Below are 11150 nucleotides of genomic sequence, written 5' to 3'. Positions count from 1 at the left end.
TTAACTGATCGGCATTACGCAGAGATGCGGGCGTTTTGCTGTCGATCTCGCGTTAGACACGCTTAAAGATAATCGATGTATTGATACCACCGAAGGCAAAGTTATTGCTCATGATGTATTCACAGTCGATGTGGCGCCCTTCGCCGCGGATGTAGTCCAGTTCGCCACAAGCTGGGTCGATGTTGTCGAGGTTTAGGGTAGGACTGAACCAACCACTGTTCATCATCTCAAGGCTCAGCCAGGCTTCAATGGCACCACAAGCGCCAAGCGTGTGGCCAAAATAGCTTTTCAGTGAGCTGATAGGCGTCTGGTTGCCAAAGATATTCGCGGTGGCGTTGCTCTCTGCGATATCCCCTTTTTCAGTTGCTGTACCGTGCGCGGAAACATAGCCAATTTTTTCTGGTGCCAGATTGGCATCACGCAGCGCCATTGCCATACAAATCTGCATGGTTTCCTTGGTAGGCTGGGTGACGTGTGCAGCATCGCAATTGCTGGCAAAACCAACAATCTCGGCAATGATGTTTGCACCACGGTTAACTGCATGCTCATATTCTTCCAGCACCAGTGTGCCTGCGCCTTCACCAATCACCAGACCATCGCGCTCTGTGTCATACGGACGCGGTGTTTTTTCCGGTTCGTTGTTTTTCAGGCTGGTGGCAAACAGGGTGTCGAAAACGGCAGATTCAGTAGGGCAAAGCTCTTCCGCACCGCCAGCCACCATCACGGTCTGGTAGCCGTGCTTAATGGCTTCATAGGCGTAACCAATCGCCTGACTGCCGGAAGTACACGCGCTGCTGGTCGGAATCACTCGGCCTTTCAGGCCAAAGAACAAGCCCACATTCACCGCGGTCGTGTGAGGCATCATTTGCACGTAGGTTGTCGCGGTAATGGCGCGGGTGCTCTTGTCGTTGAGCATCACACCGAACGCACCAATCGCTGGTGTACTGCCAGTGGAGGAGCCGTAGGCGATACCTGTCTGTCCGTTGGTCAGCACCTCATTGCCAATCAGGCCACTTTGCTCGAGGGCATTTTCTGTTGCCACTGTGGAAAGTTGGGAAACGCGCCCCATGCCACGCACTTTCTTGCGTGGATAGTGTTTTGGCACACTGAACCCTTCTACTGGCGCGGCCAGTTTGGTGTTCAGGCCATCATATTGCTCGTAGTCAGGCATGTAGCGAACGGCATTTTGCATCGCCGCAAGCTTTGGCTGGACACTTTGCCAGTCGTTACCGAATGCAGTAACACCGGACATACCAGTGATAACAACTCTGCGATTCATATCAGTCCTCCATTGACTGAGATTACCTGTCGGGTGACGTAGCTGGCGGAATCTGACATCAGATAGCTGACCAGACCGGCCACTTCTTCCGGTTTGCCCATTCGGCGCAATGGCACCTGAGGAAGGGCATGTTCTTTCACGTGTTCGTCCACCATACCGGTGTCGATAAGGCCCGGTGCCACACAGTTTACGGTGATTTTGCGCTTTGCAAGTTCCAGAGCCAGTGCCTTGGTAGCACCAATAATACCGGCTTTGGCGGCACTGTAATTGGTTTGTCCGCGGTTACCCATCAGACCAGAAACCGATGCCATGGTTACGATGCGTCCACCGCGACGGCACTGAATCATTGGCATCACGCAAGGGTGCAGCACGTTATAGAAACCATCAAGGTTGGTATGAACCACGCCATCCCACTCACCTTCTGTCATGGCCGGGAAGGCGGTGTCTGCTGTCACACCTGCATTGTTCACAACGCCATAGTATCCACCATGGGTTGCCATATCCGCCTCAAGTTCAAGACGGCATTGTTCGCGGTTGGCAATGTCAAAAGAGATTAAACGACCAGAACCACCCAGCTCGGTGATGTCTGCCAGCGTCGCTTCAGCGCCCGCTTTGTCGCGACCATAGTGGATCACGATATTGAAACCGTCTTTGGCAAGTTGAATGGCGATAGCTCGGCCAATGCCTTTGCTTGCGCCAGTAACCAATACATCACGACTCATTGGGACGTTCCTTTTAACATTTGCTGTAACTTTTCTTCTGAAGGCACATACGCATTGAGCTGGGCCGATGCGAGTTCCTCACCTTCATGTTCAATGGTGCAGGCAAACACGGCCATACCATTACTTTCCATCACGTGGTTAGCACGCACATCTAAAAGCGCACCGGCAGGAAAGCTGGGGGTGTCGCATTTGTAACGGCGGCTGCCCAGCAAAAATCCGATAGGTGGTGCTTTGTTGTCTTTGCTCGCCTGATAACCCGACCACGCGGCAACAGATTGAGCCATGAACTCAATACCCACCCAGCCCGGAATACCATTCATGTTTTTATCGAAAAACAAACTGCTCTCACTGGATGTTACCTGACAGTGGACATGCAAATCAGCGACATCAATCAGCGTATCGAGAAGGATCATGGGGGCCTCGTGAGGCAGCAGCTCGTGAAGTTGTGGTTGCGGACTCATAGTTTTCCAAAAATTAGCGATACGTTGTTCCCGCCAAAGGCAAACGAGTTGCTCAAAATAGCGTGTTTTTCCAGCCTATCATTTGCTGTTACCAGACGAATTGGCGCGATCTCTGGATCGCGACCTGCTTGTGCTCCAGGGATGGGTAGCGAGAGATCGTTGCGAAGAATGTGCCAGCAAATGGCAGCCTCTATCGCACTGGCGGCCCCGAGGGTGTGACCTGTCAGGGGCTTAGTTGAGCTAACCGGGACATTATTACCCAATACACGACTGATGGCTTTGGACTCCATCGCATCGTTGAGAGGCGTGGCGGTGCCGTGTGCATTGACGTAACCAATATTGTCTGGAGACAGTCCGGCATCTGCCAATGCTTTTATCATGGCCTCTTCTGCGCCGCGACCTTCCGGCTCTGGAGCTGAGATATGGTGGGCATCAGAGCTGTCACCTGCGCCAAGCAATGCTATAGGTTCAGCTTCTTCCGGGCGCTCGAGAGAAAGCAGCATAAACGCGGCGGCTTCACCAATATTGATACCGTCGCGCCCTTCGCCAAATGGGCGACATAGCCCGGAAGAGACAGATTCCAAGCCATGAAAACCGTTCAGTGTTAAACGACAAAGGGTGTCAGCACCACCTACAATCACGGCGTCAGCCATACCTGATTGCAGCAGCCTTTTAGCAGAAAGGAACACTTTTCCACTCGATGAGCAAGCGGTGGAAACCACATAGCTTGGACCCGAGAGGCCAAAATAGTCACTGATAAAATCAGAAAGATTGCTCAGCTCTTGCTGGTAGTAGTGATAATTCTCTGGCAGCTCGCCGGTCTGCAATTGCCCGCTAAGGGCGATTTCACCGTTGGAAATGCCTGATGTGCTGGAGCCGACAATAACGGCAACGCGATCTTCACCATATTTATCAATGGCGTTTTTAACAGTGTCCTGAATTTGCAGAAGGGCTGACAGGGCCAGGCGGTTGTTTCGTGTCTGTTGATGTTGGAATTGCGCAGGGATTTCTGGAAGGTCTTCCAGGACGCGCCCCACGATTACTTCCTTGCCATCATTAAGAGTGAAACGTTCGGCTTCGATGCCGTCACTCTTGTCGCTTTGCAGATTTCGGTGGATATCTTCAGAGCGCACACCCAGTGCGGAGTGCGACCCGCAAGCATGGATATAAACCGGAGTTGTTTGTGTCTCTGCGTCGGTCATTGCGATCTGTTCTTCCGTTATTCGAGGGTTTGAATCTGGATTTGGTAGTGCTGGCGCACTTGCTCAAACTGGATATCGGCAGGAACTCCTCCTGCAACCTTGGGCCCATCATACTGTATTTTCGCCACGGTTTCGCCGTTCTCATCGAGCAGGGTTCGGCTTGTAGCATCATCAACCAGTTGCCATCCAATCGGTGAAAGATGTGGTTGCCACGAAGTGGCCGGCCATAAGGTCAACATCAGGTTCATGAGCACCTGTTTTCCATCAGGCAACACGGCACCCAGACCTGTGAGGTTGTCGGTTTCCAGAGCCTGTCCATCGTAATTGAGCGTCAGTAGTCGGGTTCCCCAACTGGAGAATCCCACTAAAACGACGTCTGATTCGGTGATTTCAAGATGCACAGGCAGCACCTGCGTACTGTCACTCCACTTCGCGGTAATCAGCTGGTTCACGCTGACGGTGCTTTCAAACTCTGAAGGGGCGGGTAAGGTGACAAACTTATCGGGTGCGATTTCAACGTGATTGCTATCAGGCGCTGCCGCGCAAGCAGAAAGCAGCAGAGAAAAAGCCAAACAGAGTACAACACGAATCATTGATGAAGCTCCTTTTCTGGCTGTTGGATGGCCAATGGTGCGAGTAGCCAGGCGACAACAACACCCACCAGTACAGTAATACCGAAACTGTGAATCGCTTCGGTTTGGCTGAGAGACAGCAAGCCAAAAGAGAGTATGGTCGTGAGGGCGGCAAGGGTATTGGCGACCAAGGCGCGATAACTGTCGTTGTGCTCGGCGAAAAACAGGGTGTAGTCGATACCAATTCCCAGCACGAGAAACAGTGCCAGCAGGTTGAACAAATTCATAGGAACTGGACTGATAGCGCCTGCGGTCAAGGCTACACCGGCCGCGAGCAACGGCGGGGTAAGAATGCGAACCGCACGGCGAGGGCCGAACCGCACGCAGAGCACGCCCAAAATCGCCAGGCAGGCGATGCCCATCAACATGGAAATACGCAGTCTGTACTGACCAAACAGGCTGGAAACTTCTTCAGCTTTGTTAAGCACACTCACCTGAGGGAAAGGTGCTATCGCTTGTTTTATGGCGCTTATGTCTGTTGCGTTTTGCAGCATCACAATGGCGGCATATTGCCCTTCAGCAGGCTGCAGCCACAGCGATGAGAACAGCTCACTGCTCGGAGCGTTAAGCATTTTCGCGGGTGTCAGAATATCAATGTCGCCCGGGAGTTGTGGCAGCGTCGCCAAGCCAATTTGTGCGGCGAGTTTTTCACCTTCTGACTGATAAAGAGATTGAACAAGCGCAAAATTCTCTCGCTGCACCGATGCTGGTGGCACCAAATCTGCGGGGTTTTGATAACCGGAAAGGGCGTTTTCACTTCGAAGTTTTTCAAGTGCCGGCGTGAGCGCGTGAGCATGCTCCAGCACTTTTTGCTCGCTGCTTCCTTTGACCAGCAGCATCGGCTGGGAACTGCTCAGGCCTGTTACTGACTTGATGACCGATTCCTGCTCTTGCAAGGTCGGTGGCAGAGATTGCAGTTGGCGGATGTTGTCATCGTAGTCTGCATTAAAAAAGCCAATCAGAGCGACCAGTAAGGCAGCAACTGGCATGGCCACTCGCACCAGCGGCTGTTGCCATAACGTCAGGTAGCCCTTGCTTGAATTTGCGAGAGGCAGTGTTTGATATCTCGCGGGACGTTTTGCCAACAGCGGATACCAAAAAATCACACTCAGGTAAGCGCCAATCAGGCCTGCGGCTGAAAACAGTGCAAGTTGCTGCAGTCCCGGAAAAGGGGCAACTAACATGCTGAGATAAGCAATCAGCGTGGAAATCAGGCCAAAGGTGATGGGAACGAAAACGCGTTTTAGTCCCTCTTCTGAGCGCCACGAAGCGCCGGACGCGAGGCGGTCGGTCAGGTAATGGAAGGCATAATCTATCGAGACACCAATTAAGCTGGCGCCAATGACAAGGCTGAACAGGTGAATTTGCCCAAATACCAGAAGACATACGGAAAAAGCCGTCACGACGCCAGTACCAATCGACAGTAAGGTCAGGCTGACAGGTAAAAGACTACGGTAAACCAAAAGCACTAAAAGCAAGATGCCGAGCAGTGAGCCAACGCCGATGGTGCTGATTTCAGACTTGGCACTGTCAGTCCCAAAGGCCGCATAAAACACCACGCCAGTATGGAAGATTTGAGCATCAAACTGCGCGGCAGTGGCTTCTTCTAATTGGGCGAGCTCTGCCAGCTGGTGTTGGGTTTGCATGGCATAGGCTGAGCCGGAAAGCGTGCCGCGGAGCAGAATATAAAAAGTGTCGTTCTGCTCTGTGGTCAGATAACCCTCTGTGATGGAAAAGCGCTGGTTTTGCTTGTTCATCGTTTGTAGGTAATCGCGGAACATCAAAAAGGGGTCGCCTGAAAGTTCAGCGCCAGTCACCCCGGAAAAAGGGTTGTATACCTGTTGGATGACCTTGGCGGTCTGGATGGCAGGCGAGTGCTTGAGGATCTCGCGTTGTTCCTGCGTCAGCAATTGGTATCGGTAAGGTGCATAGGTGCTGACCCAGGCTGATTGCTCTTCATCAGACAATTTGCCATTTATTTTGCTGAAAAGTGGCTGCGCTTGAAGTTCTGCTTCAAAAGCGCGGGCGGCTTTTAGGGTCTGTTCTTGAGTGTCGGCGGAGACGAGGAACAGTACCTGATCTTCCATGCTGCCAGCCAGCTCATCAAAGGCTTTCTGAGCCAGGGGATCTTGCTGGTTTTCAGGAAGCAGGTTAAGGATGTTGGTGTCGAGCATCGCTGCGCCGCTTGGGTGGCGCAGTATCGCGGTGGTTGCGAGAAGAAACAGGGCAATCAGCCATAGTATGGCTTTAGTCGTTGAACGCACGGCGCTCCTCGTCAGTCAGCGCTGATGCGCGTTGGATATTGCTGAAAGTCACTGTGGTTTTGTCACCGCGGAGCTCTTCCATCGTCAGGACATCAATGTTGTGACCGCCTGATAAAGTGATTTGACTGAAGACTTTTGTCAGTGGCGCCTCGGTTGGGGTCAGAACAAGTGTCCACGCTTCAGGGCTGCCATCCAGCTCATAGCTAAATTGTTGGTTCAGGACATCTGCATCAGCATGGAACAGACCAAGGAAAAGGTCGCTGAAGTAAAACGCCATCGGGTTATCTTTGGCATGGATGACCTGCTCCGGTTGCCCCGGCATTTTCTGGCGAAGTGTTTGATCAGACAAAATCAGGGTGACGGGAAACGGCGTGGCCTGAAGCCAAAGCAGCCCCTCTTTTTCACTCAAGACAAAGTTGCCGTTTGATACCAAAGGCTTGCTAAGCATCGCAATATCTTTGGTTTGCTCGAAGTCACCGCTGATCACGGCTGACTTTTCCAGCGTGTTTTGCAGATCAGAAAGTCCAAATGCCCAGGTCAGGGGGCACGATATCATCAGGCTGAAGGTCAACAGCGCAGTGACAAGCTTACTCAGCATTGAAGTATGCCTCCAGTCGGTCTGTCAGCGCTTTAGGCGAGACAAAACACATCTCCTGTTCAGCGATAGACACTGCCACCTGAGTGGTATGCCCTTTGGTTAGGCGTTTGCCACTTTCGGCGTCGTAAATGACGTAGTCAGTGCGGAGACGGTTTTCGTACTCGGTCAATGTCGCTGTGACACGGATTTCCTGGTTGAACTGGATAGGTTTTACGTAGCGCACGGCAGTGTCGATGATCGGCCACATGTAGCCTGAGGCACTCATGGCCAGATAGCCGTAATCAATCTTTTCCATCATCACACGGCGGGCTTCCTCAAAGTAGCGGAAGTAATTGCCGTGATAGATAACGCCCATCGGGTCGGCATCCTGAAAGGATGTCATGAGAACCACTTCGGCGTTAAGTGTGCGCTCAGTCATTAGTAAAGCTCCCAAGCCTGCCGCTGAATGTTATCGACGAAACGGCGAAGATCTTGCTCAAGTGGTCGGTCTTCAATCACCATCTCAAACTCATCCAACACGTGTTTTGTCATGGTGCGAAGTGCTGGGCTGAAATGATTCAAATCCAGTTCGCCATGCTTACGGCGAATTTCCAGTGCTTGCGTCGCAGCCAACAGGCTGGCTGCGGTGACTTGTTCGGTCAGCTGCAATACGCGCAGACAATCACGGGAAGCGATGGTGCCCATGCTGACCTTGTCCTGATTATGACATTCGGTCGAGCGTGAAAAGACACTCGCAGGCATGGTGTGTTTCAACGCTTCTGCCGTCCAGGCAGAGATACCGATTTGTACCGCTTTGAAACCGTGGTTAATGGGCTTGCGATCGCCTTCAGCACCAGTGAGGTTAAACGGCAGGCCGTTGTTGAACTTATAGTCCATCAGCTGTGCCATCTGGCGATCAAGCAGGTCAGCAATGTTGGCAATTGCCGTTTTCAGCGAGTCCATCACCATAGCAATATGGCCGCCGTAGAAGTGACCGCCATGCAACACGCGCTCGTTGTCACCATCGATGATTGGGTTGTCGTTTGCGCTGTTGAGTTCGTTTTCGATCATCTGGCGAGCCCAAGGCAGGGTGTCCTGCAGCACGCCAATCACGTGAGGCGCGCAGCGCAGCGAGTAGCGATCTTGCAATCGGTCGCTGTTGCGAGGCGGTTTGTCTGCCTGCAAATCGTCACGCAGCCATTTGGCAATTTGCTGCTGACCAGGGTGAGGTTTGACGGCAAACAAGGCTTCATCAAAATGGAAGTCGTTGCCATGCATTGCTAGCGACACCATGGCGGTGATTCGGGTAGAAAGTTGCGCCAGATATTCTGCACGCTTGTAAGCGAGGCAGGCCAGTGCGGTCATCACTGACGTGCCGTTCATCAGCGCCAAACCTTCTTTGGGTTTCAGCGTAATAGGATCGATACCTAATTCGGCAAAGACTTCTGCAGTCGGTCGAAGCTCGCCTTTGTAAATCACTTCACGTTCGCCAATTAGAGCAGCAGCAACATAGGACAGCGGTGTTAAATCACCGCTGGCGCCGACGGAGCCTTCCTGCGGAATGCGCGGGGAAATGTCGTGATTGATCAAGGTGACCAACTGGCTCAGAAGCTCCATGGTCACGCCCGACACGCCTTGCGTCAGCGAGTTGAGGCGGGTTGCCAGTACCGCACGGCTTTGTACGTGATCGAGGTTGTCGCCCAAACCACAGCCATGGAAACGGGTCAGGTGCAGCGGCAGTTCGTTAACAAGCGCTGGCGGGATTGCCACGGTGCAAGAGTCGCCATAGCCTGTGGTCACGCCATAAATCACGCCTTCTTCTTTCAGTAGACGTTCAAGGAATCGTGAGCCTCGGTCAATTCGCGCCGTAAATTCCTCGGAAGGATTCAACGCGGCGCGGCTGCCATTGGCAATCGCGACAACAGACTCAATAGTGAGGGGCGCTTCCCCGAAAACGATGGTGTTATCCGTGTGACTTGTCATTGTTGCTGCTCGTTAACTGCCAGAATTTAAAAAAGTTATACCACTGCAAAGGGGCTTTGAGGGTGTAGTGCTCAAGGCGCTTTGCGTATTGCTCGACCACTTCCTGAAGCGCTTCTTCACGCTTTCCGCGGGGCAGTCGAATTGGGTCGTAAAAAGGTTCAAAGTGCACATTGAAGTGCGGTGTTTGGCTTTGCTCATCACGAAGGCCAAACAACAAAAGAACTGGCGCTTTCAGCACCGACGCAAGCACGAAAGGCCCTTGCGGGAAAGGCGCCGGCTTGCCAAGAAAATCTGCCATGACCACACGCCTTTCGCGGGTCACCGACGTTCTGTCGCCGACAATGACCACCCATTCGCCATCATCAATTTTTTGCTGGAGCATGATGGCAGTTTCAGGGCCAAGGTTTGATACCGACATCAGGTTAACCGAAGCGTCAGTGTTCACTTCGTCCATCACTGAATTGAACTGCTCAGCATGCTCAGTAAACACCAGCGCGTTGATTTTGACGCCTGAGTGACGACGACTGAGGGCGCGACAAAGCTCGATATTGCCAAGGTGGGAGCCAATCAGCACTGCGCCGCGCTTGTCTTCCACCAGATGACGAAAGTGTTCGCCACCGGTAATGGTGAGATTGGAAACGTCAAAGTCCCCTTTCCAGGCCGCGAGTTTATCCAGCATGGTTTCACCGAACGAGAGCAGGTGGTGATAACTGCTTAGTGGCTTTTCACCGGTATAGGTGGCGACTCTTTGCAGGTAATCTTCAGAGGCTTCCCGTGCGACCTTGCCTGTTAACCAGTAGTAATACATCACAGGTTTCAGCATCAGGCTGAAGGCTTTTCTGCCCAACAGGCTGTATGTGGCCAGAAGCAGCTTGATGCCAAGAATGGTGCCGCGTTCTTTTCTGGCTGACCAGTGTTGGCTGTTCTTCCGTTTCATTGCCAGCAATCGGGGGATTTTGGGCAACATGGAAAAGAACAGCAGGCTGTGCATTTTGCTGATGCGTACGTTGTCTTTAAACGCATCAAAGTGCGACAAGCCGTCTTCGGGATAAATCACTTTGGTGTCGATATACCGAATATCGCAGCCATCCCAGTAGAGGCGCACCATGATTTCGATATCAAAGTCCATTCGTTTGCCAAGTGAAGACGCTTCAATCACTTTGAGTGTCTGGGCAAGCGGGTAGGCTCTGAATCCACACATGGAATCTTTGATGGTGGTCGACAGGGTTTCCAGTGTCACCCAGAAGTGGGTGATATAACGTCCGTACAATCGGGACTTGGGTACGGATTCATCGTAGATAGGTTTGCCGGAAATCAGGGAGTCTGGATACGTTTGAGATTCTTCAATTAGCGCGGGTACCGCGGTGAGATCATGTTGTCCGTCAGCGTCGATTTGAAGTGCATGGGTGAAGCCGAGGGTTTGTGCCTGCTTCAAGCCTGCCATCACTGCGCCGCCTTTGCCTTGGTTTTCTTCAAGGCGGTGAAGTGTCACGTCATCCTGCTGTGAGAGCCTATCCAGCACCGTTTTGGTGGGCTCGTCACTGCCGTCATCCACAATAACAATCGGCAGATCAAACGCTTTTAGCGCATCGACCACAGTACCAATGGCAGCACCGTGGTTGTAGCAGGGGATGAGAAAGCAAGGTGAGTAGTGGCTCATTTCGCCTCGCTGATCAAAACGCGGCCTGAAGAATGGGCTCTGTCTTTGGATTGGTAGCTGAAGTAGAGTTTTCGTTTCTCCGCATCCCAAGTCAGCGTCAGGGTTACGACGGCTTCCGGCAGGATAGGGTCTTGAAACTTAATCACCTCCATGCCACCAAACTGACCATCAAGCGACAGATACTCTTCGGCGTAGCGTATGGCTAAATCGATTTGGGTGACGCCGGGCAGAATCGGAAACGTTGGGAAGTGGCCTTTGAAATCTTCCAGACCACTATCAACCTTCAGTGTTAGGATCACGCTGTTGGCTTCGGTTTCTGCGTTGAGTAATGTGGGTTTGCGTTGCATGTTTTTCCTGTAAGCGTTGTAGC

Annotated in this window: 11 protein-coding genes; all 11 read right to left on the bottom strand. The window is 52.4% G+C overall.

The window, feature by feature from the left end; translation table 11 throughout:
- Positions 1–52: 52 nt before the first annotated feature.
- From RN22_RS07545 to RN22_RS07495, 11 genes are read right to left on the bottom strand one after another with little or no spacing between them, the layout of a single operon-like run.
- Positions 53–1279 carry a beta-ketoacyl-ACP synthase gene (locus RN22_RS07545; RefSeq protein WP_046303765.1) on the bottom strand — a complete coding sequence of 409 codons (1227 nt, stop codon included), beginning with the start codon at positions 1277–1279 and terminating at the stop codon, positions 53–55.
- Entirely contained in the window at positions 1276–2001 is a 726-nt protein-coding gene (locus tag RN22_RS07540; protein WP_046303764.1) for a 3-ketoacyl-ACP reductase FabG2, read from the bottom strand. Before RN22_RS07540 ends, RN22_RS07545 begins: the two co-directional genes overlap by 4 nt.
- Positions 1998–2462: a hotdog family protein gene (locus RN22_RS07535; protein WP_046303763.1), complete on the bottom strand. Its 465-nt coding sequence runs from the start codon at positions 2460–2462 to the stop codon at positions 1998–2000. The genes RN22_RS07540 and RN22_RS07535 overlap by 4 nt, the downstream gene beginning before the upstream one ends.
- On the bottom strand, positions 2459–3664 hold the full coding sequence (locus RN22_RS07530) for a beta-ketoacyl-[acyl-carrier-protein] synthase family protein (protein WP_046303762.1): 1206 nt from the start codon (positions 3662–3664) through the stop codon (positions 2459–2461). The genes RN22_RS07535 and RN22_RS07530 overlap by 4 nt, the downstream gene beginning before the upstream one ends.
- Positions 3665–3681: 17 nt before the next feature.
- The gene (locus RN22_RS07525; protein ID WP_046303761.1) at positions 3682–4257 is read right to left on the bottom strand and encodes a DUF3261 domain-containing protein; all 576 of its coding nucleotides are present in this window, start codon (positions 4255–4257) and stop codon (positions 3682–3684) included.
- Positions 4254–6560, bottom strand: a complete 2307-nt coding sequence (locus tag RN22_RS07520; protein ID WP_046303760.1) for an MMPL family transporter — start codon at positions 6558–6560, stop codon at positions 4254–4256. Before RN22_RS07520 ends, RN22_RS07525 begins: the two co-directional genes overlap by 4 nt.
- A complete protein-coding gene (locus RN22_RS07515; protein ID WP_046303759.1) occupies positions 6544–7158 on the bottom strand; it encodes an outer membrane lipoprotein carrier protein LolA in 615 nt (204 codons plus the stop codon). Before RN22_RS07515 ends, RN22_RS07520 begins: the two co-directional genes overlap by 17 nt.
- Positions 7148–7576: a thioesterase family protein gene (locus RN22_RS07510; RefSeq protein WP_046303758.1), complete on the bottom strand. Its 429-nt coding sequence runs from the start codon at positions 7574–7576 to the stop codon at positions 7148–7150. The genes RN22_RS07515 and RN22_RS07510 overlap by 11 nt, the downstream gene beginning before the upstream one ends.
- Positions 7576–9120, bottom strand: a complete 1545-nt coding sequence (hutH, locus tag RN22_RS07505) for a histidine ammonia-lyase (RefSeq protein WP_046303757.1) — start codon at positions 9118–9120, stop codon at positions 7576–7578. Before hutH ends, RN22_RS07510 begins: the two co-directional genes overlap by 1 nt.
- The gene (locus RN22_RS07500) at positions 9101–10780 is read right to left on the bottom strand and encodes a glycosyltransferase (RefSeq protein WP_046303756.1); all 1680 of its coding nucleotides are present in this window, start codon (positions 10778–10780) and stop codon (positions 9101–9103) included. Before RN22_RS07500 ends, hutH begins: the two co-directional genes overlap by 20 nt.
- Positions 10777–11127 carry a 3-hydroxyacyl-ACP dehydratase gene (locus RN22_RS07495; protein WP_046303755.1) on the bottom strand — a complete coding sequence of 117 codons (351 nt, stop codon included), beginning with the start codon at positions 11125–11127 and terminating at the stop codon, positions 10777–10779. The genes RN22_RS07500 and RN22_RS07495 overlap by 4 nt, the downstream gene beginning before the upstream one ends.
- Between the last annotated feature and the right edge of the window lie 23 nt (positions 11128–11150).

Source organism: Grimontia sp. AD028 (assembly GCF_000973155.1).
Lineage (GTDB): Bacteria > Pseudomonadota > Gammaproteobacteria > Enterobacterales > Vibrionaceae > Enterovibrio > Enterovibrio indicus.
This window is presented reverse-complemented; position numbering and strand designations above follow the sequence as displayed.

Excerpts from the sequence above, each read along its gene's own strand:
- RN22_RS07500 (WP_046303756.1), bottom strand. The coding sequence starts at position 10,780 with ATGAGCCACTACTCACCTTGCTTTCTCATCCCCTGCTACAACCACGGT.
- RN22_RS07510 (WP_046303758.1), bottom strand. The coding sequence starts at position 7,576 with ATGACTGAGCGCACACTTAACGCCGAAGTGGTTCTCATGACATCCTTT.
- RN22_RS07540 (WP_046303764.1), bottom strand. The coding sequence starts at position 2,001 with ATGAGTCGTGATGTATTGGTTACTGGCGCAAGCAAAGGCATTGGCCGA.
- RN22_RS07515 (WP_046303759.1), bottom strand. The coding sequence starts at position 7,158 with ATGCTGAGTAAGCTTGTCACTGCGCTGTTGACCTTCAGCCTGATGATA.
- RN22_RS07530 (WP_046303762.1), bottom strand. The coding sequence starts at position 3,664 with ATGACCGACGCAGAGACACAAACAACTCCGGTTTATATCCATGCTTGC.
- RN22_RS07545 (WP_046303765.1), bottom strand. The coding sequence starts at position 1,279 with ATGAATCGCAGAGTTGTTATCACTGGTATGTCCGGTGTTACTGCATTC.
- RN22_RS07525 (WP_046303761.1), bottom strand. The coding sequence starts at position 4,257 with ATGATTCGTGTTGTACTCTGTTTGGCTTTTTCTCTGCTGCTTTCTGCT.
- RN22_RS07535 (WP_046303763.1), bottom strand. The coding sequence starts at position 2,462 with ATGAGTCCGCAACCACAACTTCACGAGCTGCTGCCTCACGAGGCCCCC.
- hutH (WP_046303757.1), bottom strand. The coding sequence starts at position 9,120 with ATGACAAGTCACACGGATAACACCATCGTTTTCGGGGAAGCGCCCCTC.
- RN22_RS07495 (WP_046303755.1), bottom strand. The coding sequence starts at position 11,127 with ATGCAACGCAAACCCACATTACTCAACGCAGAAACCGAAGCCAACAGC.